The organism is Streptomyces sp. NPDC039430, from assembly GCF_055639435.1.
Genome location: NZ_JBVKAK010000018.1, coordinates 64,877 through 89,036 on the forward strand (window position 1 = coordinate 64,877; position 24,160 = coordinate 89,036).

The 24,160-nt window shown below is 72.4% G+C and carries 23 protein-coding genes; 17 read left to right on the plus strand and 6 right to left on the minus strand.

What is annotated here, in order from left to right; genetic code table 11:
- The first annotated feature begins 159 nt into the window (after positions 1–159).
- The 3 genes from ACZ7LS_RS31450 (at position 160) to ACZ7LS_RS31460 (ending at position 2,694) form a co-directional block, all read left to right on the plus strand.
- A complete protein-coding gene (locus tag ACZ7LS_RS31450; protein ID WP_385132897.1) occupies positions 160–1,221 on the plus strand; it encodes an NAD(+)/NADH kinase in 1,062 nt (353 codons plus the stop codon).
- A gap of 73 nt (positions 1,222–1,294) precedes the next feature.
- A complete protein-coding gene (locus ACZ7LS_RS31455) occupies positions 1,295–1,822 on the plus strand; it encodes a DUF6328 family protein (RefSeq protein ID WP_382668676.1) in 528 nt (175 codons plus the stop codon).
- A 194-nt stretch (positions 1,823–2,016) separates the two neighbouring features.
- Positions 2,017–2,694, plus strand: a complete 678-nt coding sequence (locus tag ACZ7LS_RS31460; RefSeq protein WP_382873001.1) for an HAD family hydrolase — start codon at positions 2,017–2,019, stop codon at positions 2,692–2,694.
- A 123-nt stretch (positions 2,695–2,817) separates the two neighbouring features.
- On the opposite strand, the gene ACZ7LS_RS31465 is transcribed toward ACZ7LS_RS31460, so the two are convergent.
- The 3 genes from ACZ7LS_RS31465 to ACZ7LS_RS31475 all read right to left on the minus strand — a co-directional run bounded on the left by ACZ7LS_RS31465 (position 2,818) and on the right by ACZ7LS_RS31475 (position 6,625).
- Positions 2,818–3,876, minus strand: coding sequence for a PHP domain-containing protein (locus ACZ7LS_RS31465; RefSeq protein WP_382668678.1), 1,059 nt, complete (start codon positions 3,874–3,876; stop codon positions 2,818–2,820).
- A 417-nt stretch (positions 3,877–4,293) separates the two neighbouring features.
- Entirely contained in the window at positions 4,294–4,938 is a 645-nt protein-coding gene (locus ACZ7LS_RS31470) for an LAETG motif-containing sortase-dependent surface protein (RefSeq protein WP_382526950.1), read from the minus strand.
- Positions 4,939–5,374: 436 nt separating this feature from the next.
- A complete protein-coding gene (locus ACZ7LS_RS31475) occupies positions 5,375–6,625 on the minus strand; it encodes an FUSC family protein (RefSeq protein ID WP_382873007.1) in 1,251 nt (416 codons plus the stop codon).
- Between the two features lie 494 nt (positions 6,626–7,119).
- On the opposite strand from ACZ7LS_RS31475, the gene ACZ7LS_RS31480 reads away from it, so the two are divergent.
- The gene (locus ACZ7LS_RS31480) at positions 7,120–7,338 is read left to right on the plus strand and encodes a hypothetical protein (RefSeq protein ID WP_382526944.1); all 219 of its coding nucleotides are present in this window, start codon (positions 7,120–7,122) and stop codon (positions 7,336–7,338) included.
- Positions 7,339–7,390: 52 nt separating this feature from the next.
- Here the strand turns inward: ACZ7LS_RS31480 and ACZ7LS_RS31485 are convergent, their stop codons facing one another.
- Positions 7,391–7,900 carry a GNAT family N-acetyltransferase gene (locus tag ACZ7LS_RS31485; protein WP_382668688.1) on the minus strand — a complete coding sequence of 170 codons (510 nt, stop codon included), beginning with the start codon at positions 7,898–7,900 and terminating at the stop codon, positions 7,391–7,393.
- Between the two features lie 299 nt (positions 7,901–8,199).
- On the opposite strand from ACZ7LS_RS31485, the gene ACZ7LS_RS31490 reads away from it, so the two are divergent.
- Positions 8,200–8,949: a DUF4118 domain-containing protein gene (locus ACZ7LS_RS31490; protein ID WP_382526938.1), complete on the plus strand. Its 750-nt coding sequence runs from the start codon at positions 8,200–8,202 to the stop codon at positions 8,947–8,949.
- A 71-nt stretch (positions 8,950–9,020) separates the two neighbouring features.
- On the opposite strand, the gene ACZ7LS_RS31495 is transcribed toward ACZ7LS_RS31490, so the two are convergent.
- Positions 9,021–9,479, minus strand: a complete 459-nt coding sequence (locus ACZ7LS_RS31495) for a nuclear transport factor 2 family protein (RefSeq protein ID WP_382873012.1) — start codon at positions 9,477–9,479, stop codon at positions 9,021–9,023.
- A 151-nt stretch (positions 9,480–9,630) separates the two neighbouring features.
- Here ACZ7LS_RS31495 and ACZ7LS_RS31500 point away from each other — a divergent pair, with 151 nt between their 5' ends.
- Together ACZ7LS_RS31500 and manD are read left to right on the plus strand one after the other, a co-directional pair.
- Positions 9,631–10,185: a TetR/AcrR family transcriptional regulator gene (locus tag ACZ7LS_RS31500; protein WP_385132982.1), complete on the plus strand. Its 555-nt coding sequence runs from the start codon at positions 9,631–9,633 to the stop codon at positions 10,183–10,185.
- A gap of 127 nt (positions 10,186–10,312) precedes the next feature.
- Positions 10,313–11,554: a D-mannonate dehydratase ManD gene (gene manD / locus ACZ7LS_RS31505; protein ID WP_382668702.1), complete on the plus strand. Its 1,242-nt coding sequence runs from the start codon at positions 10,313–10,315 to the stop codon at positions 11,552–11,554.
- Positions 11,555–11,582: 28 nt separating this feature from the next.
- On the opposite strand, the gene ACZ7LS_RS31510 is transcribed toward manD, so the two are convergent.
- Positions 11,583–12,935 carry a DUF2252 domain-containing protein gene (locus ACZ7LS_RS31510; RefSeq protein WP_385132891.1) on the minus strand — a complete coding sequence of 451 codons (1,353 nt, stop codon included), beginning with the start codon at positions 12,933–12,935 and terminating at the stop codon, positions 11,583–11,585.
- 254 nt (positions 12,936–13,189) lie between these two features.
- Here ACZ7LS_RS31510 and ACZ7LS_RS31515 point away from each other — a divergent pair, with 254 nt between their 5' ends.
- The 10 genes from ACZ7LS_RS31515 to ACZ7LS_RS31560 all read left to right on the plus strand — a co-directional run bounded on the left by ACZ7LS_RS31515 (position 13,190) and on the right by ACZ7LS_RS31560 (position 24,134).
- Positions 13,190–14,164, plus strand: a complete 975-nt coding sequence (locus ACZ7LS_RS31515; RefSeq protein ID WP_385132889.1) for a TetR/AcrR family transcriptional regulator — start codon at positions 13,190–13,192, stop codon at positions 14,162–14,164.
- Between the two features lie 4 nt (positions 14,165–14,168).
- The gene (locus ACZ7LS_RS31520) at positions 14,169–14,411 is read left to right on the plus strand and encodes a hypothetical protein (RefSeq protein ID WP_382526920.1); all 243 of its coding nucleotides are present in this window, start codon (positions 14,169–14,171) and stop codon (positions 14,409–14,411) included.
- Between the two features lie 162 nt (positions 14,412–14,573).
- On the plus strand, positions 14,574–15,872 hold the full coding sequence (locus ACZ7LS_RS31525; RefSeq protein ID WP_385132886.1) for a methyltransferase: 1,299 nt from the start codon (positions 14,574–14,576) through the stop codon (positions 15,870–15,872).
- 125 nt (positions 15,873–15,997) lie between these two features.
- A complete protein-coding gene (locus ACZ7LS_RS31530) occupies positions 15,998–16,393 on the plus strand; it encodes a TOBE domain-containing protein (RefSeq protein WP_385132884.1) in 396 nt (131 codons plus the stop codon).
- Between the two features lie 182 nt (positions 16,394–16,575).
- Entirely contained in the window at positions 16,576–17,391 is an 816-nt protein-coding gene (gene modA / locus ACZ7LS_RS31535; protein ID WP_385132881.1) for a molybdate ABC transporter substrate-binding protein, read from the plus strand.
- Between the two features lie 31 nt (positions 17,392–17,422).
- Positions 17,423–19,378 (plus strand): ABC transporter permease, encoded by a 1,956-nt coding sequence (locus ACZ7LS_RS31540; protein WP_382526910.1) that lies wholly within the window; start codon positions 17,423–17,425, stop codon positions 19,376–19,378.
- Positions 19,379–19,457: 79 nt separating this feature from the next.
- Positions 19,458–20,411 (plus strand): LysR family transcriptional regulator, encoded by a 954-nt coding sequence (locus ACZ7LS_RS31545; RefSeq protein WP_382526907.1) that lies wholly within the window; start codon positions 19,458–19,460, stop codon positions 20,409–20,411.
- 102 nt (positions 20,412–20,513) lie between these two features.
- A complete protein-coding gene (locus ACZ7LS_RS31550) occupies positions 20,514–21,677 on the plus strand; it encodes an NAD-dependent formate dehydrogenase (RefSeq protein ID WP_382526904.1) in 1,164 nt (387 codons plus the stop codon).
- Positions 21,678–21,893: 216 nt separating this feature from the next.
- The gene (locus ACZ7LS_RS31555) at positions 21,894–23,825 is read left to right on the plus strand and encodes a potassium channel family protein (RefSeq protein ID WP_385132979.1); all 1,932 of its coding nucleotides are present in this window, start codon (positions 21,894–21,896) and stop codon (positions 23,823–23,825) included.
- Between the two features lie 108 nt (positions 23,826–23,933).
- Complete coding sequence (locus tag ACZ7LS_RS31560) at positions 23,934–24,134, plus strand: hypothetical protein (RefSeq protein ID WP_382526901.1); 201 nt, start codon at positions 23,934–23,936, stop codon at positions 24,132–24,134.
- Positions 24,135–24,160 lie beyond the last annotated feature (26 nt).

Below are 24,160 nucleotides of genomic sequence, written 5' to 3' on the forward strand. Positions count from 1 at the left end.
GTGCCATCCGTGGCTATCCGCCATTCGGGTGAATCCGATAAGGGGCCGACCGGCCCCGGCCGTCCCGCCGGGTAATCGGCGACCCTGGAAAGTGTGCGGCGGTGCCCGACCGCCGGAGCGGACGGATACCGAGGGACCGGACGTACGGGGAGCGCGAGCATGTCTGTCGAACGCATCGGCCTCGTGGTTCACCGGGGCCGCCCCGCGGCCGTCGAGGCGGCGAGCGCCGTCCACGCCTGGTGCCGCGCGCACGAGATCCCGTGTACCGAGATCGATGTGTGGAAGGTCCATGAACCGCGCCACGGAGGCGAGGAGGAAGCCACCGCGGCAGGCCATCCCGACCTCGTACTGACCCTCGGCGGCGACGGCACGTTCCTGCGCGGAGCCCGGATCGCCGCCAAGAACGACGCGGCGGTGCTCGGGGTCGACCTGGGCCGGGTCGGGTTCCTGACAGAGGTCCCGGCGGAGAAGGTCACGAAGGCACTGGACGCCGTCCACGAGGGCCGTGCCGAGATCGAGGAGCGGATGACGCTCACGATGAGGACGTCGCGTGTCCCGCAGATGCCGACCGTCATGGAAGCGCTGCTGCGTTCCAGCCAGGTGCCGTCGCTGCCGCCGCCCCATGTCCGGCCGGACACCACGGAGGGCGACGGCTGGGGGGTGGCACTGGACATCGTCGCGGTCAACGACGTCGTACTGGAGAAGCTCGTCCGGGACCGGCAGGTCAGCCTGGGGGTCTATATCGCGGGGCGCCTCCTCGCCGCGTACTCGGCGGACGCGGTCATCGTGGCCTCCCCGACCGGCTCGACGGCCTACAGCTTCGCGGCCGGAGGACCGGTGCTCTCCCCGCACATGGACGCCGTGGTCTTCACGCCCGTGGCCGCGCACATGACGTTCGACCGCACGGTCGTGGCGGCGCCCGACGAATCGGTGGCCCTGCGGGTACTGCCGCACTCCGGTGAGGTGGCGCTGAGCATCGACGGTCAGTTGCGCGGAGTGCTCGGGCCGGGCGACTGGGTCGGCGTGTACGGCGCCAAGTACCGGCTGCGGCTGGTCAGGCTGGGCCCCACCGACTTCTACACCCGGCTGCGCGCCCGCTTCAGGCTCACCGACGCGCCAGCGACGGCCGCCGACGGCGAGTCGGCCCCGCTGTTCCGCCCCAACACCCCGGTCCCGGAGGACCTGGCCCATCTGCGTCTGCCACCGCCGCCCTTGGACTGACGGTTCACGGGGCTCGGAGGCGGTACGCGACGACGCGTCCGTGGACAGCGGGAGCGAGGCCCGGGAGGCCGGTATGGCGAGACAGGACGAGGACGGCCACGGCCGGCACGAGACGGTGGAGGAGCGTGCCGACCGCCTCTGGGGCGAGCTGCTCCAGGAACTGCGCGTGGCGCAGACGGGCGTGCAGATTCTGTTCGGATTCCTGCTGACCGTCGTCTTCCAGTCGCGGTTCACCGAACTGTCGGACACCGACCGGGCCATCTACACCAGCACGGTGATGCTCGGCGCGGCGGCGGTCGGCGCGCTGATCGGGCCGGTGTCGTTCCACCGTCTGCTGACCGGGCGGCGGTTGAAGCCGACGATGGTCGTCTGGGCCTCCCGGCTGACCGTCGTCGGGCTGGTGCTGCTCTTCTGCACGATGGCCTCGGCCCTGCTGCTCATCCTGCGGCTGGCGGTGGACCACACCCTCGCCCTCTGGCTGGTCGGCGTGATGGCCGTGTGGTTCGTCGTGTGCTGGGGTGTGCTCCCCGCGCGGGCCCGTCACGCGGCGCGCTCGGAGAGCGGAACGGGCGGGCCGGGCGGCCGTCGTACGGAGGGGTGACCGCCGGCCGCGCCCGCGGGGGAGGCGCCGGAGGCTCGGCGGCCGGGCCCCTGCCGAGGCAGGTGGTTCACCCGTACGGCTCCGCTCAACCCCTGCCTGGCCGGGAGGAGACGGCATGATCAAGACGTTGCTCCAGGCATCCGGGGCGCCGGGGCGTGGCCCCGGGGTCCGACCCGAACGGGAACGGGACACACATGGCGACGCGCGCGGCACTGTTCGACATCGACGGAACACTCGTCGACACCAACCACCTCCATGTGACCGCCTGGTGGGAGGCGTTCCGCCAGGCCGGGCACACGGTGCCGATGTCGGCGATCCACCGGGCGATCGGCCTCGGCTCCGGCGACCTGATCGCGCATCTGCTCGGCGACGAGCGGGACCGGGGCCAGGACGCGCGGATCAGCGCCGCGCACACGACGCTGTACGGGACCTGGCTGGACCGGCTGCCCGCCTTCGAGGGGGCGGGCGATCTGCTGCGGTCGCTCGCCGACCGCGGCTGGCGGATCGTGCTCGCCACCTCGGCGGGCGAGGCCGAGATCGCCGCGCTGCGCGGGGCGATCGACGCCGACGACGTCATCCTCGGGACGGCGGGCGCGAGGGGTGACCTGCCGGCGGGCAGGCCGGTCCCCGACCCGGTCGGCCCGGCACTGGAGCTGGCCGGGGTGCCGGCGGAACTGGCGGTGTTCGTCGGCGACTCGGTGTGGGACATGGAGGCGGCGACGCGAGCCGGTGTCCGCCCCGTCGCCCTGCTGTCGGGCGGCATTCCGCGCGCCGCCCTGGAGTCCGGCGGCGCGGCGGAGGTGTACGAGGATCCGACCGATCTGCTGGCCCGCCTCGACACCAGTCTGTTCGCCGAGCTGGACGGCGGCTGAGCCGGGCCTTCACGTACGCCGCCGGGCCCCCGACCTCACACGCGCAGCCGAGCCCCGGCCTTCACGTACGCCCGCCGGCCCGCCGCCGCGGTCCGGCTCTCCCGTACGTACCGCGGGCGCCGTTCAGCCCGGGGACGGGGCACGGCGGGTCCGCGTCCACTCCCGCAGCCCCTCGGCCGGCCAGGTGTTGACGACCCGGTCGGCGGGCACGTCGCACTCCTCCGCCCGCGCGCAGCCCAGGAGTTGCCAGTCGAGCTGCCCCGGCGCGTGCGCGTCCGTGTCGATGGCGAAGAGGACCCCGGCCGCCACAGCCCGGCGCAGCAGCCGGCGGGGCGGGTCGAGCCGCTCGGGCCTGCTGTTGATCTCCACCGCGGTGCCCGATTCGGCGCACGCCTCGAACACCGCGTCCGCGTCGAACGCCGACTCCGGCCGGCTGCCGCCCGATCCGCCGCGATCCCGCCGGCTCCGTCCGATGACCAGCCGTCCCGTGCAGTGACCCAGCACATCGGTCAGCGGATTGCGTACGGCGGCGACCATGCGCCGGGTCATCGGAGCGGCGTCCATGCGCAGCTTCGAGTGGACGGACGCCACCACCAGATCGAGCCGGTCGAGCAGCTCCGGCTCCTGGTCGAGCGAGCCGTCCGGCAGGATGTCGCACTCGATGCCGGTCAGCAGCCGGAACGGCGCCCAACGCTCGTTCAGCTCCGCGATCACATCGAGCTGTTCGCGCAGCCGCCCGGCCGTCAGCCCCCGGGCCACGGTCAGGGTGGGGGAGTGGTCCGTGAGCACGGCCCATTCATGACCGAGCGCGGCCGCCGTCCGCCCCATCTCCTCGATGGGGCTGCCGCCGTCCGACCAGTCGGAGTGCAGATGACAGTCACCGCGCAGCGCCGCGCGCAGTGTGTGTCCACGCTCCGCGAGCGGCCCGGCCGCCTCCTGCTCCAGCCGCGCCAGATACTCCGGAACGGAGCCCTTCACCACGGCTTCCACGACCTGGGACGTCTTGGGGCCGATGCCGCGCACCCGGCCGAGCGTGCCCGCCTCGGCGCGGCGCGCGACCTCCTCGGCGGGCATGCCGGCCACCACCGCCGAGGCGGTACGGAACGCGCGCACCCGATAGGTCTCGGCCCGCGAGCGCTCCAGCAGAAAGGCGATCCTGTCGAGAGCCTCCACCGGATCCATGGCGCCCCCAGTGTGTCGGTGGCCTGTCGGCGGGCTTCCGGTCCGGCGGCGAGGTCTCGCCGCCGGGTTCGCGCCGCCGGGGATTCGCTCCGTCGGCGGGTGTCCGGTCCATTGTCCGCGCGCGGGCCGCGGCGCGCATGGCGAGGCCCCGCGGACGGGGGATGCCGCGGGGCCTCACACTGAGCGAGGAGTACGTCGGGGTGGCGCCCCGTCGGGGCAGCCCGCCCGTTCCGTATCTCCTCGGCTTCTCACACCGTCTCCGCCGCGGGGAGCCCGGCCGACGCGCCCCTGGCGGGCGAGCAGTCGTCCGGTCCATGCCTCATGGCCGGGTCACCGTCGTCCGGGCCGCCGAGTGTTGGCGGTGAAGTCCGGACGGCGTCCGACGTGGCGGCGGGGCGGTGTGCGGGAACCGGTCGGTCAGTTTCCCGCGGTACGACGCTTGCGCGACGCCCACATGATGCCCGCGCCGGCGACCAGTACGACGGCGGCCGCACCGGCGATCAGCGGGGTGGAGCTGGAGGAACCCGTCTCGGCGAGGTCGTCCCCGGCCGGGCTCGGCTGCGACGAGGGCACCGCGGGCGCCGAGTCGCTGGCCTCGTCCGTGGGCGTGACCGTCTCCGAAGGCGCCGGCGTGGGCGCCTCGGTGGTGGGCTTCGCCTCCGTAGGCGTCGGAGCCGGCTCCGAGGACGGCGGCTGGCTGGGCTCCTCGCAGACCGGAGCGGTCTTCGTCTCGTCCTTCGAGAACTGGTCGCCGTCGGCGGCCACCACGACGAGACGAACGCTCAGCTCGCTCTTGTGCTCGGGAAGGTCGAGCTTCTTGTGGAAGTCGTTCTTGAAATTCTGCGTGGGCAGCAGGTCCTTGCCGTCCACGGTGACCGTCACCGTGTTCTTGTCGCTGTTGCCGTAAGCGGTCAGGTCGAGGCTGACCTCGGAGCAGGTCACCGACCACGTCGGCGTGTGCGCGGACGCGGGAACGGCCGACAGGCCGACACCGAGCGCACTTGCCGTGGCGACGGTTATGAGGGCGCTTCTGCGCCGCCATGATCCGCTGAATAGAGTCACAAAATCCTCCGCGATAACCGCGCCGCCCACGATGACGGCGCGCGCGCACAGTACCGCCATCCGGAGGGAGTGCCTCAACCGCCCCACCCAACTCTGGCTCTCCGCGCACCCCATGGACCTGCTGAGACGCCGGAAAGCGGGCCGCCCGGCGGGCGCGGACGGCGGGGGCGCGGCCCCTGATCACATCCGGCCGGGCGGCCGGATCTCGCCGTCCTCGCTGATGGCGCCCATGATTACAGGGCCAGGAGGGAGCGCGGGACGGTGTCCGTGCCCGAATACACCTCGGCACATTGCGTTCCGGGCAAAAACTCCGTCAATATTCCGGCGGAAGTTTCCCGTTGCCCCGTGAACGAGCGATTCACGCCAGAGCGATGGCCGGGAGAGGCCCGGCGCCACGCCGCCCTTTCCCCGTTCGGTATATCGGCCGGCCGGTCCCTTAACCCCGCCGCGGCTGCGCGTCCCGTACCCAGTGGCACGCGTCGCGTACCCATTGCCACATGGCGGCCAGCCGGGGGTATCGCTCACGCGTTTCGCGCGAGGCGCGGTCCAGTTCCTCCATCAGCCGCTTGGAGCGGTTCTCCATATCCAGCTCGTCCAGGATCCGGTCGATCTCCGTGAGCAGCGCGCCATGGAGCTGCCACTGACGAGGGTGCCGCTGGACGCCCTCCAACAGCAGCCCCGCCAGCCGCTCCCGGCTCGCGTTCGCCGCCTCCAGATCCTCCGCGAGCCGTGCCTCGGCGGTCTCCGCGCTCTGGCTGGCCTCCGTGGTGACCAGTACGGCGAAGCTCACGACGGCGTTGCCGACACGGGCCAGCAGTTCCTGGAGCGCGATCCCCACCTCCTGCGGGAACAGCGGCTCCTCCGTACGCTCCTTGGCGAGGTCGGTCAGGGTCCTGGCCAGTACGCGCAGCACCACCGTGCAGATCTCCAGAGTGTCGAGACCGGTACGCAGCACCACGCGGCGCAGCAGCCCCTCCTTGACCCGGGGGTTGAGCCGGACGCTGTCCTCGGCCTGCCGGAGATCCGCGTCCACCGCGCTGATGTCGTGGTCGAGGCGGCGCGCCTCGTGCAGCCGGTCGGCGGCGCGCTCCACCGGAGTGGTCTCCGTCAGCCCCTCCCCGATGCGCAGCAGCAACTGGCGCATACGGCGGGACAGATCCTCGATGGACTGGCCGGCGGTACGGACCCACACCGGCGGCACGAACAGGAAGTTGAACAGCAGCCCCACCACCGCGCCGATCAGCGTCTCCAGCACCCGGTCCCAGGCGGTCGACGCCACCCGTGTCACCCCGAGGACGAGCATCGCGCTGATCGCGACCTCCGGCACGAACTCGTCCACGCGGACCAGCCGCCCGACGATCAGCGAGGCCACGATGATCAGCCCCAGGCTCCACCAGGTCAGCCCGACCAGCACACTGAAGCCGCTGGCCACCAGCACCCCCGCGACGACGGCGTTCACCCTGCGGATGCCGGTGGTCAGGGTCGAGTAGAGCGTGACCTGCACGACGAGCAGCGCTGTCAGGGGAGCGGTCAGCGGCGCCGGCTCGTTGCTCAGCCACAGGGCGACCACGTAGGCGATCGTCGCGGCGGCGGCCGACCGCATCGTCTGGACCAGGACCGGCTGCGGGCGCCGCCCCTTCACCAGCTCGGCCACCGGCTCTCTCACGGCGTTTCGGACAAGACGCACGACCTCACCCTTCCCCGGCCCGGCCCGGTTGGCCCGCCCAACTCGCCCGGACCGCCCCCGGTCGCCCCCGGCGGCCCCCGCGGCAGCCCGCGGTTCATTCATCCGTACGAGTGCCCGCACGCGCGTTCCGCCTCGGCGTCACGGAAGCTCCCCGGAGGAGCGGCGGGCCGGAACGGCGGCGCGTGAACGGCCCGGTGAGCGGTTCCGGGTCCTCCTGATGCGGGTCCCGCGGCCGCTCTCGCGTACGCTGAATCAGCTCCGTACGAGCCTGCTCACCGACCGGTGCGCGGTGCGCGGACGGGCCCTCTCACCACCCCGGCCCGCACCCGGTGGAACTTGCCGACGCGGTACGCCGGACGAGCAGCCGGGACCGGTGGCGCCACGCTCCGGCCACCCGCGCTGATGCGGGACGGGGAATGATGAGGTAGACACCTTCCCAGCGGGTCGATCGGCATTCGGGCCGCGCGGCCGCTCGACTCTCCGAACGGTTGTGCATGCCTTCTTCACCGTCCCGTCAGGATCCGTCGCAGGGACCGAGCACGGGGGCCGCGCCGAACGCGCGTCCGCAGCATCACGACATCTTCCTCGAACCGCGCTACACCGTGGAACTGCCACCGCTGCCCGACGGCGAGGGGGAGGACGAACCTTCCATGGACAGCGTGTTCGACCGGCCGTCGGCCCGCCGCCGTACGCCCACCCCGCGCCGCGGATAGCGGGGGACGCGGCGCGGCGGACCGCCCCGACGGGCCGGGTGCCACCGGACCATCACCCGGCCTGCCGGCCGTCCGCCCAGACGATCCCGTAGTACTTCACCTGCTCGTCCTCCGAGACGAGCCGCATCCCGACCGCCGTCATGACGCGCTGGGACGCGGTGTTCTCGTGGTCGGTGTCGCCCTGGACACGGGTGATACCGCTCGTCCGCGCGAACCGCAGCAGCTCGCGCAGGGCCTCGGAGGCGTATCCCCTGCCGTGCTCCGACGGGATCAGGCCGTACCCGATCGTGACGGTGAGGTTCTCGTCCGGGGCGCCGTGGAAGCCGAGCCCGCCTATGGCGTACCCGTCCTCGCGACGGCGGATCTCGTACGGCCCGAAGGGCTGGGGATCACCGGTGATCGCACAGGTCGTCAGATAGCGTCTGGCCCCCACCATGTCGCCGTCGGCGGGATACCCGGGCGCCCAGAGATCCCCGTCCGCCGGCTCGGCCGCGGCCACCCGCTCGGCCTCCAGAACACTCAACGGATGAAGCACGAGCCGCTCAGTCACAAGATCGTCCATGACACGGAGACGTATCACGCGCCGCGGTGGCACCACAGGCGTTTTATCCGATGTGCATGCCCCGTCCGCCGCCACGTCGGGTGTCCGCCGCTCCGTACGGCACGGACGGCCGGTCCGAGGGCGTCAAGATCGCGTCAAGGTCGACGCGGCCGGCGGCAGGGCCGCGTCAAGACCCCCGGCGGCCCGGGTTCCCGGAGGCCGCCGCGGGAAAGTTCACAGCGAGGGCCGTCGCGGCGGTCCTGAATCCGGCGGCCGGACGGTTCGGTCCCGGCTCCCGAGGTACGACGGCGAGGTGGACCATGGGATTCCCGCTTCGCGACCGTGTGGCACTGGGCGCGGCGCTGATCGCGCCCCTCGCGGTCGCCCTGGTGCTGCTGCCGTTCCGTTCGGGCATGGCGAGCGCCGACCTGGCGCTGATCCTCGTCCTGGTCGTCGTGGGGGTCGCCGCCCTGGGCAACCGTGTCGCCGGCGCGGTGGCCGCGCTGTCGGCGGCCCTGTGGTTCGACTTCTTCCTGGCCCGGCCGTTCGAGCGGTTCAGCATCACGGGCGCGAACGACATCGAGACCGCGGTGCTGCTGCTGGCGGTGGGGCTCGCGGTATCGCAGCTGGCCGCCCACGCGAGACGGCTGCATGTCATGACGGTGGTGGACGCCGGGCTGCTCGGCCGGATCCATGACACCGCACGGCTCGCGCAGTCCACCGGCTCGCCCGACGCCCTGGTCGACCAGGTGAGCCGCCATCTCGTGGAGATCCTGCGGCTGCGCGGCTGCCGGTTCGAGTACGGCAGCCTCCTCGGCCATCCGGCGCGGCTGGAACAGGACGGCACGCTGACCGTGGACCGCAAGCCGTGGGACATCGAACACCTCGGCTGGCCCGAGGGCGACATCGAGCTGCGGGCCTCGGGCGGCGGGCACTACGTGGGGCGGTTCATGCTCCGGCCCAACCCCGGCCTCGTACCGTCCAAGCAGGTGCGGCTGGTGGCGGTGACGCTGGCCGATGACGCCGGGGCCGCCCTCGACACCGTGGGCCCGGTCCTGAGCACGGGCTGAGGCGCGCCCGCCCGGCGGACCGCGACTCGACGGTCCGGTGGCGCACGCCGCGCGACGGCTCACGTGACGATTCAGCGGAGGGGGAAGGACTCCCCGCGTTCCGCGTCGGGCCGGGGGCCGAAGATCCGGCGCTCGCTCTCCCGGATCGGTACGTCGTTGATGCTCGCCTCGCGGCGGGACATCAGTCCGTTCGCGTCGAACTCCCACAGCTCATTGCCGTACGAGCGCCACCACTGACCGTCCGCGTCGTGGCACTCGTACTGGAAGCGCACCGCGATGCGATCGCCCTCGAAGGCCCACAGGTCCTTGCGCAGCGCGTACTCCAGCTCGCGTTCCCACTTCCGCGTGAGCAGTTCGACGATGGCGTCCCGGCCGGTGACGAACGTGTCCCGGTTACGCCACCGCGAGTCCTCGGTGTACGCGAGCGAGACCTTGTGCGGATCGCGGGTGTTCCACGCGTCCTCGGCGGCCTGGACCTTCTGCTTCGCCGTATCGAGGGTGAACGGCGGCAGGGGCGGGCGGGTGCTCATCGCGGGCTCCTTCTGGTGCGGAGTGGGGTGCGGACCGGTGCGGACAACGGGGGAGAACCAGCGTTCTCCACTCTCGTTGCTACGCTAGAGAACGATGGTTCTCCGGTCAAGGAGCGAAGGGACCAGAAACGGGGTGGGGAGTGTGGCGAGGATGGACGGCGCGGCCGCCAGGGAACAGGCGCTGGACGCGGCGGAGCGGCTGTTCTACGCCCGGGGTGTCCAGAGCGTCGGCATGGACGACATCCGCGGAGCGTCCGGGGTCTCACTCAAGCGGCTCTACCAGCTCTTCCCCGCCAAGGACCAGCTGGTCGAGGCGTACCTCGCGCGGCGCGACCTCGTGTGGCGGCGGCGACTGGCCGAGCGCGTGGACCGCCACCGGGATCCCGAGGAGCGGATCCTCGCGGTCTTCGACCATCTGCACACGTGGTTCGGGGAGCCGGACTTCCGCGGCTGCGCCTGGATCAACGCGTACGGCGAACTCGGCGCCACCTCACCCCGGGTCGCGGCGCAGGCGCGGGCGCACAAGCTCGCCTTCAAGGGGTATCTGGCCGGTCTGGTGGCCGCCGCGAAGCTGCCCCCGGACACGGCGGACCAGCTCCAGCTCCTGGCCGAGGGAGCCATGGTGACCGCCGCGATACTCGGCACCGCGGAACCGGCACTGCGGGCGCGGGAGGCCGCCTTCCTGCTGGTGCGGACCGCGCGCTGAGCGGACCGCCGCCGGGAGCGCCCCACCGGGGAGACACTCTGGGGCGCGGACACGCCATGGGCCATCCTGGAGCGGTACGGCACCGCCACACCTCCCTCTCGTACGAACGACAGGAGCCGCGCCCGCTATGAGGATCACCGCTGCCGACACCATCGTGACCAGCCCCGGCCGCAACTTCGTCACCCTGCGCGTCACCACGGAGGACGGCATCACCGGGCTCGGTGACGGCACCCTCAACGGACGTGAACTGGCCGTCGAGAGCTATCTGTCGGACCATGTGGCGCCGCTCCTGATCGGCCGGGACGCGGGGCGTGTCGAGGACACCTGGCAGTACCTGTACCGCGGCGCGTACTGGCGCCGGGGGCCGGTGACGATGGCCGCCGTCGCGGCCGTGGACACCGCGCTCTGGGACATCAAGGCCAAGGCCGCGGGCATGCCGCTCTACCAGCTGCTCGGCGGGGCCTCCCGCACCGGCGCCCTCGCCTACGGCCATGCCTCGGGGCGGGACGTGCCCGAGATCCTGGACTCCGTACGCGCCCATCTGGCCCAGGGGTACCGCGCCATCCGTATCCAGTCCGGGATCCCGGGGCTGGACTCGGTGTACGGCGTGGCCGCCTCCGGCGCGGGCGGTGGCGACCGCTACGACTACGAGCCCGCCCGCCGGGCGGCGGACGGACCGCCGCGGCCGGTGGAGGAGGTCTGGGACACCCGGGCGTATCTGCGCCATATGCCCACGGTGTTCGAGGCGGTACGCGCGGAGTTCGGCCCCGCACTGCCGCTGCTGCACGACGGACACCACCGGATGACGCCCGTCCAGGCGGCCAGGCTGGGCAAGGACCTCGAACCGTACGACCTGTTCTGGCTGGAGGACGCCACGCCCGCGGAGGACCCCACGGCCCTGCGTCTCGTCCGGCAGCACACCACCACACCGCTGGCCATCGGTGAGGTCTTCAACTCCCCGCACGACTACGGCGTTCTGCTGAGCGAGCGGCTGATCGACTACGTACGCTCGGCGGTCACGCATGTCGGCGGCGTCACGGCGATGCGCAAGCTCCTCGATCTGGCCGCCCTGTACGGCATCAAGTCGGGCATCCACGGACCCACCGACATCTCTCCCGTCGGGATGGCCGCGGCGCTCCATCTCGACCTGGCCGTGCACAACTTCGGGATCCAGGAGTACATGAGGCACTCGGCGAGGACGCTGGAGGTCTTCCGGACCTCCTACCGCTTCGAGGAGGGGCTGCTGCATCCCTCCGATCAGCCTGGCCTCGGTGTGGAACTCGACGACGCGGCCGCCGCGCGTTTCCCGTACGAACCGGCCTATCTGCCCGTCAACCGGCTCACGGACGGGACCGTGCACGACTGGTAGCCGCGGCGGCGCGGTACCGGGCGCGGACTCAGCGGCGCCCCACCGGCCCGGGGCGCTCCTCCGGCAGCCGGCCCGCCGCGAGGGCCGCGGCGAGCGCGGCGTGGTCGGCCGCGTTCCGGTCGGCGTAACGCAGCGCGAAGTCGGCCATGGCGCGGTCGAAGGCGTCGGAGCCGCCGAGGTAGTGCGCGATGGCGATCCGGTCGCCGGACCGGGCGTGCGCGCGGGCCAGCGCCGCGCCGCACAGCCGCGCGTAGTCGTGCAGCAGGGGCGGCGACATGTCCTCGACGACGAGCGAGCCCTTCATGTCGCGCAGCTGGCGCCAGTAGAAGTGCCGGCCCTCAGGCCCGGTCACCCACCCCAGGAAGATGTCGCTCGCCGCCTGGAGCAGCCGCTGTCCCGCCACCACCCGGTGGCCCTGATGCGGGTAGGCGCTCTGCTGCAGATGGGGTTCGAGCACGGACCGTTCGGCCTCCCTGATCTGGAGGAACAGCGGATCCCCGGCGTGCCGGCCCTCCAGCAGCACGATGTAGCAGCGCGTCCCGACGCTGCTGACGCCCACGACCTTGCGGGCCGCGTCGATGAAGCGGAACCGGTCGAGGAGTGTGCGCGGCTCCTCCGGGAGTGTGCTCCGGTAGCCGATGAAGATCCGGCGGAGCACGGCCATGTCGAGCCGGCTCACCGGTTCGAGCAGGGGCGGGTCGGGGGTGATCCCGCGCTGCCCCTCCTGCGCGTCGGTCAGCATGTCCAGTGTCCGCAGCCCGATGCGCTCCTCGGTGCGGGCCGGCCGCGACCCGACGCGCTTGCGGTGTTCCGCGCGCAGGAGAGGAAGGATGTCCTCGGCGTCCAGACGCTCGTACCAGACGTCGAGTTCACCGCGGGCGGACAACCGCCGCATCGATATCCGGTAGGCGGCGGACGCGGCGTGCACGGCCTGCCGGGTGTGGGCCTCGGAGTGGCCGTTCTCGCCGGCGGCGACCGCGATGCTCGCGGCGAGCCGCTTCACATCCCACTCGAAGGGGCCGGGAAGCGTCTCGTCGAAGTCGCTGAGGTCGAAGAGCAGCGCGCGCTCGGGCGAGGCGAACACACCGAAGTTCAGCAGATGGGCGTCCCCGCAGAGCTGGACCGTGAGTCCCGTGCGGGGCTGGGTGGCCAGATCCGCGGCCATCACGGCGGCGGCGCCGCGCAGAAAGGCGAACGGGGAGGCGGCCATGCGTTCGTAGCGCAGCGGCAGCAGTTCGGGGACGCGGCCGGCGGTCTGGCGCGCCAGCACGGTGAGCGGATCGAGCCGGTCGGCGGCGGGTATCCACAGACCGTGCGAGGAGCGGGACGCCTCTTTGCGTGCGGCCCGGCCGCGCTCCGCCCGGTCCGCGGGAGTGGTCATCACGGCCCCTCTCCCTCCGCTGGTCGGTGACGCCGTATCGCCGGTGAGCACGAGCATCGCCGTCAGGCGCCGGGGGAGCCCGGCGTGACGGCCATTCGGGTGGTTTTCACACGGGAATGCACCGCGACGGCGGACAGCGGAGCATTCTCGGATTACGGCGTGTCGGCCTGCGACGCGTGCCATGCTCGATAAGCGCCCTCACCCCACGCGACAACGCAACACAGCACGTTCACAGGGCGATTCGGGGAGGTCGGATGGATCCGGTCCGGAAATCCACAGACACGTCGCCCGCCGGTACGGGCCGGTCGCCCGCGCGAACGGGGCCACCACCCGCCGGTGCGCGCCCGTCGCCCGCGGAGCCGCCTCCGCCGTCCGCCGGTACGGGCCGGCCCCCCGGGGACACGGTCCCGGCGCAGGACCGCACGGGCCAGGCGCGCAGGGCACGGCGCCGCGAGCGGCTGCTCACGACCGCCACCGAACTGTTCACCACCCGCGGTTACCCGGCCACGTCCATCGAGCGCATCTGTGTCACCGCGCGCGTCTCCATCCGCGCGTTCTACGAGGAGTTCGAGGGGCGCGAGGCACTGCTGATCGCGCTGCACAACGATGTCGCCCGTTCGGGCATGGAAGCCGCCCTGACGGTCCTCAGCGATCCCGCGACGGAGTCCGCCGACACCCGCGACAGGATCACGGCCCTGACCCGCGCCTACGTGGACGCCGTCACCGTCGATCCCGCCGCCACCCGGATCGCCTTCATCGAGGTCATCGGCGCCGGGCGCGCGGTGGAGGAGCACCGGCTGCTCTGGCGGGGCCTGTGGACCGACTTCCTGATCGGGGAGGCCGAGCGCGCCGTGGAGCGCGGCGAGGCCGTACGGCGCGACTACGGGCTCGCCATGGTCGCCCTCATCGGGGCGGTCAACGAACTGGTCGGGCACTGGGCCCGTAACACCTGCGCGTTCTCGTCGCTGATGCTGGCCGACGAACTGGTCCACCACGCTCTCGCCGTCCTCGGCCTCTCCGCCGGCCACGGCGGATCCGGGCTTGGATCCGGGCTTGGATCCGGGCTTCCCACGGACGGCGGGGACGGCGGGACCGGTGTGGCCGGCCAGAGCAGTGGGGATGGCGGGCGCAGTGGAGATGGCGGGCACAGTGCGGACGCCGGGAACACTGCGGACGGCGTGGGCGGTGCGGACGGCGCGCGCGGCGGGCTCGCGCACGAAGGGAAATGACGCGATGGCCGGACTCTGGCACCAGGTCCTGCGCACCATGTCCCAGCCGGGAGCGTCCCCCGACGACGATCTGCTCGCCCAGGCGGCGGCGGACATCGCGCTGCGTGAACACCCTCATCCGCCCGCCGACGCCCAGGTGGTGCTGGAGATCGCCCGCAGCGAGTTCGCCGCCGTCCTCACGGTCGGGCAGGCGCGGACGGCCCTGGACCGCGCGCGCCGGATGGCGAAGGACGGGCCGGCCCGGTGAGCGGACGGACCGGCGGCGGGGAGATGTGGGTGGCGTGACGGCGTCGTGGTGGACGAGCGGATGACCGAGGCGGTGAAGGTGCGCGCCGTACCCGCGCTGAACAGGCACCGCGTGCGCCTCGGCGCGTACGCCGCGCTCCCGGGCGGATAGCCTGTGACCACGATGAACCGTTTGACGACACCCTGGGGCGAGTTCGGCCTCACCCGATTCCCCGAGCATCCCCGCGACACGCTGCGCGCGTGGGACGCCGCCGACGAGTATCTGCTGCGGCACCTCGCGGGAGCCGACACGGCGCAGGGGGAGGGCGGACGGCCGGGCGACGCGCCGGCGGACGAGGGCCGACCGGACGCGGGCCCGACGGGCGTGGGGCCTTCCGGCGCCGGGCCGGCGGCCGACGCGCAGGAAGGCACCGAACCGACGGACCTGTCGGGCACGGTGGTCGTCGTCGGCGACCGCTGGGGCGCGCTGACCACGGTCCTCGCCGCGCACCGGCTCGAACAGCTCGTCGCGGACCCGCTCGTCCAGATCACCGACTCGTATCTCACCCAGCAGGCGACCCGCGCCAATCTGCGCCGGGCCGGCGTCGGCGGCGATTCCGTACGGCTGCTCTCGGCCAGGGACACCCCGCCGGAACGCGTCGACGTCCTGCTGATCCGTGTCCCCAAGAGCCTCGCGCTGCTGGAGGACCAACTGCACCGGCTCGCCCCTGCGGTGCATCCGGGGACCGAGGTCATCGGCACGGGACGGGTCACCGAGATCCACACGTCCACACTGAGACTGTTCGAGCAGATCCTCGGCCCGACCAGGACCTCGCTCGCGGTCAGAAAGGCACGGCTGATCTTCGGCACGGCCCCGCCGGGGCGCACACGAGCCCCCAGCCCCTGGCCGCACAGCTACGCGCTGCCGGAAGGGCTCGGAACCGTATCGGGCCGTACGGTCGTCAACCACGCGGGGATCTTCTGCGCCGAGCGGCTCGACATCGGTACGCGCTTCCTGCTGCGCAATCTGCCCCGGCGCCACGGACCCGAGCACGTGGTCGACCTCGGCTGCGGCAACGGCGTGGTGGGCACGGCCATGGCGCTGGAGAACCCGGCGGCCAGGGTGACCTTCATCGACGAGTCGTTCTCGGCGGTGGCGTCGGCCGAGGCCACCTTCCGCAAGAACGTCGACGCCGGGACCGCGGCCGAGTTCGTCCTCGGCGACAGCATGACGGACGTACCGGCGGGGACGGCCGATCTCGTGCTGAACAACCCGCCGTTCCACACGCATCAGGCGACCACCGACGCGACGGCATGGCGGATGTTCACCGGGTCGCGCGCCGCGCTGCGGCCCGGGGGCGAGCTGTGGGTCATCGGCAACCGCCACCTCGGCTACCACACCAAGCTGCGGCGGCTCTTCGGCAACTGCGAGACCGTGACCAGTGATCCGAAGTTCGTCATCCTGCGGGCCGTCAAGCGCTGAGTCGGCTCTCGGGCGGCAGGCCGGCCACCGGGGCTTTCGGGGCTTCCTCCAGGCACCTCGCAAAAGCGCTGGATGATTGACCTGAGAATTGTATGTGCGAGCGAATACGGCCTATCTTGTCGCACATGCAGTCCTACACCATCGGTCAGGCGGCCAGGCTTCTCGGGGTCAGCCCCGACACCGCGCGCCGCTGGGCCGACGCGGGCCGGGTCGCGACCCATCGCGACGAGGGCGGGCGCCGTCTCATCGACGGCCGCGCGCTCGCGGCGTTCTCCATCGAGCTCGCGCAGACCGACACGGGCGAGGAGGACGTCTCGTACACCTCGGCCCGTAACGCGTTTCCCGGCATCGTCACCGCCGTGAAGCTCGGAGATGTCGCCGCCCAGGTGGAGATCCAGGCCGGTCCGCACCGGCTGGTCTCCCTGCTGACCCGGGAAGCCGTCGAGGAACTGGGTCTTGAGGTCGGCGTACAGGCCACCGCCCGTGTGAAGTCCACCAGCGTGCACATCGACCGCACGTGACCCGCGCGGTTCCCGAGGCGTCGCGGTGCGCGCCGCGACGCCGCCGTTTCCCGGGCCCGCGCGGCCCGCGGGCCTTCCGTGCCGCACTCCGTACCGCCCCGAGGCGTCGCCCGTCCCCGGCGCTCCTGTCACTGTCCGCTCGCGTGCCCGTACGGGCCCGTACCGCCAAGGAGTCCACCCTCATGTCTCTCGCCCTCACCCGGCGTCGTGCCGCGACCGTGCTCGTGTCCGCCGCCCTGCTCGTGCCGCTGGCCGCCTGCGGCGGCGAAAGCGACAGCAAGAAGGACTCCGGCGCGGGCTCCAGCGCCGAGGCGTCGGCGAGCGGTGCCCACGCGGCGAACCTGACCGTGCTGGCCGCCTCTTCGCTGACCGATGTGTTCAAGACGGCGGGCGCCGCCTACGAGAAGGCGCACCCGGGCACGAAGGTGACGTTCTCCTTCGCCGGTTCGCAGGAGCTGGCCGCGCAGGTCAAGCAGGGCGCTCCCGCCGACGCGCTGGTCACCGCCGACACCAAGACGATGGACGGTCTCCGGGGCGACACCGGCTCTCCGGAGATCATCGCCAGGAACCGGCTGGTGATCGCCACCGGCGAGGGCAACCCGGACCGGATCGAGAGCCTGAAGGACCTCGCCGACCCCAAGCTGAAGGTCGTCCTGGCCGCGCCCGAGGTGCCCGTCGGCCGCTACGGCAAGCAGGTCCTGGACGCGCAGAAGATCGTGGTCAAGCCGGTCTCGCAGGAGCCGAACGTGCGCGCCGTGCTGAGCAAGGTCGAGCTGGGCGAGGCCGACGCGGGCATCGTCTACAAGACCGACGCCGAGTCCGCGACCGGCAAGGTCGACGCCGTCGCCATCCCCGACGCGCAGAACGCCATCGCCGCCTACCCCGCCGCCACCCTCAAGACCTCCGAGCACACCGAGGCCGCCGCCGCGTTCGTCGGCTGGCTCAGCGGGCCCGAGGCGCAGAAGATCCTCCAGGACGCCGGGTTCCAGAAGCCGTAACCCCCGGCGACTCCACCACCCAGGACCCCCGATGAGACGCACGCATGCCCGAGGCACCGGCGCTCCCGTCGCGCTGGCGCTTCCCGCGCTGCTCGCGATCGCGTTTCTGCTGCTGCCCCTGCTCGGCATTCTCGTCCGCACCCCCTGGGGCGATCTGGGGACGCATCTCACCTCTCCTGGTGTGGTGGAGGCGCTGCGGCTGTCGCTGCTCGTCTCCTTCTGGGCGCTCGGTCTGTCTCTGCTGCTCGGGGTGCCTCTGGCATGGCTGCTGGCCCGGGTGAGGTTCCCGGGCAAGACGCTGGTGCGCGCACTGGTCCTGCTGCCGATGGTGCTGCCGCCCACGGTCGGCGGGGTCGCGCTGCTGCTCGGTTTCGGCCGGCGGGGGCTGCTCGGGCCCTGGCTTGAGGACTCCTTCGGCATCACCCTGCCGTTCCACACCTCGGGCGCGGTGATCGCCGCGACGTTCGTGGCGATGCCGTTCCTCATCATCAGCCTCGAAGGCACCCTCGCCGGAATGCGGCCCGCCTACGAGGAGACCGCCGCGTCCCTGGGCGCCTCGCCGGTACGGGTGTTCCTCACCGTCACCCTGCCCATGGTCGCCCCGGGGCTCGTCGCGGGCGCCGCGCTGACCTGGGCGCGCGCCCTCGGCGAGTTCGGCGCCACGATCACCTTCGCGGGCAACCTCCCCGGCACCACCCAGACCCTTCCGCTCCAGGTCTATCTGCTGCTCCAGGACTCACCTGAGGCCGCGACCTCCGTCTCCCTGCTGCTGCTCGCCATCGCGATGGCCGTACTGATCGCCCTGCGGGGACGCTGGACGGGCGTGACGGCCGACCGCGTACCGGGCCGTGCGCCGCTGCCGGACGACACCGACGCGACGTCCGTACCGTCCGGATCCGCAGGACCTGACGACACCGCCCTCCCGGCGGGCAAGTCCCCGGCCCCGGCGGAACATTGGCGGCTGCACGCGGAGGTCACCGGCTTCAACCGGCTCGTCCTGGACGCCGAGCCCGGCACGACCATCGCCGTCGTCGGCCCCAACGGCGCGGGCAAGACGACACTGCTGCGCGCCCTCCTCGGCCTCACCCCGCGCGCCCACGCCGAACTCCGCCTCGGCGACCGCGATGTCACCGGCCTCCCGCCGCACCGCCGCGGCGTCGCCTGGGTCCCGCAGGACGGCGCCCTCTTCCCCCATCTCAACGCGCTCGCCAACACCGCGTACGGCCTGCGCGCCCATGGCGTCCCCCGCGCCGAGGCCCGCCGCAGCGCGCGGGAGTGGCTCGACCGGCTCGGTGTCGGGCAACTCGCCCACCGCAAGCCGCACCAGCTCTCCGGCGGCCAGGCGCAGCGGGTCGCGCTGGCCCGCGCGCTCGCCGCCCGCCCCCGGCTGCTGCTCCTCGACGAGCCGCTCGCCGCGCTCGACCAGACCACCCGGGCGCGGGTGCGGCACACCCTGCGCGGCCATCTCGACGGCTTCGGCGGTGTCTGTCTGATTGTCACCCATGATCCGGTCGAGGCCGTCTCGCTGGCCGACCGGGTGCTCGTACTCGACGACGGCAGGGTTCTCCAGGACGCCCCGCCCGCCGAGGTGACCCGCAACCCGCGCTCGCCGTGGGTCGCCCGGATGCTCGGGCGCAACGCCTGGGCGGGCAGGTCGGGGCCCGCCGGGTTCGAACTCACCGCCGGCGGGCGGCTGATCGTCGCCGAGCCGCCCGCCGAGGGCACGGCCGCTCTCGCGATCATCGCCCCGGAGGCCGTCTCCGTACACCGCGAGCGCCCCGCCGGCAGCCCGCGCAACGTCTGGCCCGGCACGGTGCGCGAGATCACCGCGCTCGGCAGCAGGCTGCGCGTACTGATCACCTCGGACGAGGCCCCCGATCTGGTCGCCGAGATCACGCCGCAGTCCGCCGCCGAGCTGGGCCTGGCCGACGGCGTATCCGTATGGACCAGTGTCAAGGCCACCGAGGTCACCCTCGTCGCCCTGTGAGACCGGGCCCGCCGGGGAGGTCCCGCCGGCGGCGCGGGCCTGACAGGGTGAGTACGCGGACCGAGCAGGGGAGCGAGCGATGTTGCTGCGTCAGCTGGAGTATCTGGTGGCACTCGCCAGGGAGCGGCACTTCGCCCGTGCCGCGGCGGCCTGTTACGTGTCGCAGCCCTCGCTGTCCGCGGCGATCCGCAAACTGGAACACGAACTGGACGTGCCCATCGTCCAGCGAGGCCGCCGCTTCGAGGGGCTGACCCCCGAGGGCGAACGGGTGCTGCTGTGGGCGCACCGCATCCTCGCCGAGCGCGACGCCCTGCGCCATGAACTCTCCGCGATGCGCGACGGCCTGGCCGGCACCCTGCGGCTGGGCGCCATCCCCACTGCCCTGACCGCCGCCTCCCTGCTCACCACCCCCTTCGTGGAACGCCATCCCCGGGCCCGGGTCTCGCTCGACTCCCTCTCCTCCCGCGAGATCGCGCAGCGGCTGGCCGAGTTCGAACTGGACATCGCGCTCACCTATCTGGACGACGACAGCCTCGGTCATGTCCGCAGGAGTCCGCTGTACGAGGAGCGCTATCTGCTGCTCACCCCGCACGACGGATCGATGACCGGCCGCCCGGCCGCCCGCTGGGCGGAGATCGCCGGGCTGCCGCTCTGTCTGCTCTCCCCGCAGATGCGCAACCGCCGCATCATGGACGAGTACTTCGCCGCCGAGGGTGTGACGGCCGTGACCCCCGCCATCGAGACGGATTCCGTCGCCGGTCTGTACGCGCATCTCGCGGCCGGCCACTGGTCGAGCGTCATTTCCCACGCCTGGCTGCATATGTTCGGAGTTCCCGACGGAATGCGGGTGATTCCGCTGGAACACCCGGCGCGCGGACCGCGTGTGGGCCTGGTCATCGCCGACCGCAGCCCCGAACCCGTGCTGGCCAGAGCCCTGTTGGAGATAGCCAGGGAAGCGGGCGTACGAGAGGCGCTCGACCGGCTCCTGGACACCTATCTGAGTCCGGCGCCCCCGCCGGGAGATTCGGCATAGCCGTTTCCTATCCCGACATAGAAGCGTTCATTTTGACCATGACCCGGCGGTGCAGGAGTGTTGAAGACATCTTCCCGCAGCAATGAATGAGGAGCCGCAGTCATGGCAAAGGTGCTGTGTGTGCTGTACGACGACCCGGTCGACGGATACCCCAAGACCTACGCCCGGGACGACCTCCCGCGTATCGACCACTACCCGGGCGGCCAGACCACCCCCACTCCGCAGGGCATCGACTTCACCCCCGGGCAGCTCCTCGGCAGTGTCTCCGGTGAGCTGGGGCTGCGTACGTTCCTGGAGTCCCGCGGCCACACCCTCGTCGTCACCTCGGACAAGGACCGCGAGGGCTCGGTCTTCGACCAGGAGCTGGTCGACGCCGATGTGGTCATCTCGCAGCCGTTCTGGCCCGCCTATCTGACGGCGGAGCGCATCGCCAAGGCCGAGAACCTGAAGCTCGCCATCACGGCGGGCATCGGCTCCGACCATGTCGACCTCGACGCCGCCATCGCCAAGGGCATCACCGTCGCCGAGGTCACGTACTGCAACAGCATCAGCGTCGCCGAGCACGTCGTGATGATGACGCTGTCGCTCGTACGGAACTACCTGCCCTCGCACCAGTGGGTCCTGGACGGCGGCTGGAACATCGCGGACTGCGTCGCCAGGTCGTACGACCTGGAGGGCATGCAGGTCGGCACCGTCGCCGCGGGCCGGATCGGGCTCGCCGTCCTGCGCAGGCTGGCACCCTTCGACGTCGGGCTGCACTACACCGACCGGCACCGGCTGCCCGAGTCCGTCGAGCAGGAGCTGGGGCTCACCTGGCACGAGAGTGCGGCCGACATGGTCCCGCACTGCGACGTGGTGACGATCAACGCCCCCCTCCACCCCGAGACGGAGGGACTCTTCGGCGACGAACTGCTCGCCACCATGAAGCGCGGGGCCTACCTCATCAACACCGCCCGCGCGAAGATCGCCGACCGCGACGCCATCGACCGCGCGCTGCGCAGCGGCCAGCTCGCCGGGTACGCGGGCGACGTGTGGTACCCGCAGCCCGCGCCGGCCGACCACCCCTGGCGCACCATGCCGCACCACGGCATGACCCCGCACATCTCCGGCTCCTCGCTCTCCGCCCAGGCCCGCTATGCCGCCGGGACCCGGGAGATCCTGGAGTCCTGGTTCGCGGACACCCCGCTGCGCGACGAGTATCTGATCGTCGACAAGGGGGCGCTGGCCGGGGTCGGCGCGCACTCGTACTCCGTGAAGAACACCTGACCTGGACTCCGCTCCGGACACCTGATCAGGCGCTTGATCAGGACATCTGATCCTCTGTCACAGCTCCTCGTGACAAAGTGATCTGACGTCGATTCAGCCGCTCCCGGCGCACGCTTCCGGCCGGGGCGGCTGTGTCGCGTCCGCTCGCGCGTTCGGCACACTGGTGCCGTGTCCACACTTCCTCACCAGGTACAACAGGGCCTTCCGACCGGCCATATGGTCGTCTGCGGCGACGACACCCTGGCCCACCGGCTGGCGAGCGAGCTGCGCGACGTCTATGGCGAGCGGGTGACGCTCGTCGTCCCGCCGGTACGCCCCTCCCGCCTCCCGCCCGCGCCGCTGGCCGGTCTGGGCAGGGCCTCGGCCTTCTTCGGACGGATGTCCGCGGCCATGGCCCGTACGGCCGCGACGCTCCCGGAGCCGGCGGGGGAGGGGGCCAGGAGACCGGACGGTCCGCGTCTCCTCGAAGCGGCGGAACTCGACGAGGACGTCCTCGTCGACGCCGGAGTGGAGGACGCGGCGGCGCTCGCCCTCGTCCATGACGACGACGACATCAATATCCGGGTCGCCCTCGCCGCCCGCCGGCTCAACCCGCAGCTGCGACTGGTCATCCGGCTCTACAACCGCAAGCTCGGCCAGCATCTGGAGGAGCTGCTCGACCAGGCGGCGGCCGTCGCCCTCCCCGGTCTCGACCGGGCGGCCCTGGACGCCACCACCACCGTCCTCTCCGACGCCGACACCGCCGCCCCCGCGCTGGCCGCCACCGCCGTCGCGGGGACCAGCAAGGTGGTACGGGCCGACGGCCTGCTGCTGCGCGCCGTGGAGCGCAACCCGCCGGGGCCAGGCGAGGTCGCCGACCCGGGGCTGTGCACCCTCGCGCTGCTCTCCGCCACCACCAACGACCCCGCCGGGGCGGAGGGTTCGGACAACAGCGGTCAGGACGGCCCGCGGCTGCTGCCCGACGACGCGAGCGCCGCCGCCGCCACCGGACGCGGCACGGTCGTGCTGGAAGCCGTCTCGCACGCCGCCCCCGACCTGCCGCCGCGCAGGCTCACGGGCCGCGGCGCCCCGCTCACCTCACTGTTCTCCCGCAGGCTGCGGTGGTCCTTCGCCGGGATCATCGCCGCCGTACTCGCCCTCGCGGTCGTGTCGTCGCTGGTCACCGGGGCCCATCCGCTGGGCGCGATGTACCTCACGCTGCTCGATCTCTTCGCCATCGGCGATCCGGCCGTGGGTGAGCCCGCGCCCCGGCAGGTCATGCAGCTCCTCGCCATGGTCACCGGGGTCCTGCTGCTGCCGGTGGTGCTCGCGGCGGTCCTGGAGGCGCTCGGCACGTTCCGTACGGCATCGGCGCTGCGCCGGCCGCCCCGCGGCATCTCCGGTCATGTCGTACTCCTCGGACTCGGCAAGATCGGCAGCCGGGTGCTCGTACGCCTGCGTGAGCTGGGCATCCCCGTGGTGTGCGTGGAGGAGGACCCCGACGCGCGGGGGATCGCGCTCGCCCGCGCGCTGCGGGTGCCGACCGTCCTGGGAGACGTGACCCAGGAGGGGGTGCTGGAGGCGGCCAAGATCGAGCGGGCACACGCCCTGCTCGCCCTCACCAGCGTGGACACCACGAATCTTGAGGCCGCGCTGTACGCCCGCTCCGTCGCCCCCGATCTGCGGGTGGCGCTGCGGCTGTACGACGACGACTTCGCGACCGCCGTCTACCGCACCCTGCGCGCGGCGCACCCCGGGGCGCTCACCCGCAGCCGCAGCGTCTCCACCCTGGCGGCCCCCGCCTTCGCCATCGCCATGATGGGGCGCCAGATCCTCGGGGCGATCCCGGTGGAACGCAAGGTGCTGCTGATGGCCGCCATCGATGTCGCGGGTCATCCGCGGCTGGAGGGCCGTACGGTCGCGGAGGTGTTCCGGCCGGGCGCCTGGCGGGTCATCGCGCTGGACACCGCAGCCCCGGGGGACCGGGTGCCCGATCTCGCCGACACCCGGCTCGATCACGAGGAGCGGCGGCCGGCCGGGCTGGTCTGGGACCTGCACCCCGGCTATGTGCTGCACCCACGGGACCGCGTGGTGCTGGCGGCGACCCGCAGGGGCCTGGCGGAGCTGCTGGGGCGGCGGTCGGCCTCCCGGACCCGCCCGGCGGGGTGATCCCCGGTCCCCGCGGCTGCGGCGCGGCCTCCCGCCGCGGCGTACCGGGGATGCGGCGGGGCCTGGCGGGCACGAGAATGGCGAACACCGGATGAACGAGGAGGCGGCATGAACGCAGAGTCCACGGCGCAACCGGAACCCGAGAGCGTGACCCCCGACCGGCTGCTGCACACCGGCGCCTGCGACCAGGTCACGGCCGAAGATCTCACGCTCGCCTCCGGCCGCGATCTCACCCCGGAGAACATCGAATGGGCCAGGCGCCGACTGGCCGAGAGGGGCCGCGCGGCCATCGAGGAGCAGCTGCCCTAGAGCAGCGGCCCTTCCCGGCCACGCGC